Source organism: Streptomyces apocyni (assembly GCF_009739465.1).
GTDB lineage: Bacteria > Actinomycetota > Actinomycetes > Streptomycetales > Streptomycetaceae > Streptomyces > Streptomyces apocyni.
Genome location: NZ_WHOM01000003.1, coordinates 1 through 302 on the forward strand (window position 1 = coordinate 1; position 302 = coordinate 302).

1 protein-coding gene is annotated in these 302 nt (G+C 70.2%); it reads right to left on the bottom strand.

All coding sequences use genetic code 11. The features are described 5' to 3' along the window. Positions 1 to 302: condensation domain-containing protein (locus tag GCN81_RS00005; RefSeq protein ID WP_156721298.1), on the bottom strand; the 302-nt coding region annotated here is incomplete at both ends.

Here is a 302-nt window from a genome sequence, read left to right on the forward strand (position 1 = left end):
TCCCGCGCCCAGCTTGGTGTACAGCGCGCTCAGTGCGGCTTGCAGGACCATGAAGAGGCTGGTGCCGGAGTCCCGTGCCAGTGCCAGCAGGTCTGCGTGCAGCTGCGGTGGGAGCGAGAGGGAGATGGCATCGCTGGGGAAGTCGCTGGCTGCCGGGCGGGGCCGGTCCGTCGGCAGCCCCAGCTCCTCGGGCAGCCCCGCGAGTGCGGTGGTCCAGTAGCCGAGCTGCTGGCTGATGGGGCTCTCGGGGTCGTCCTCAGTGCCCAGGACATCGCGCTGCCACAGGGTGTAGTCGGCGTACT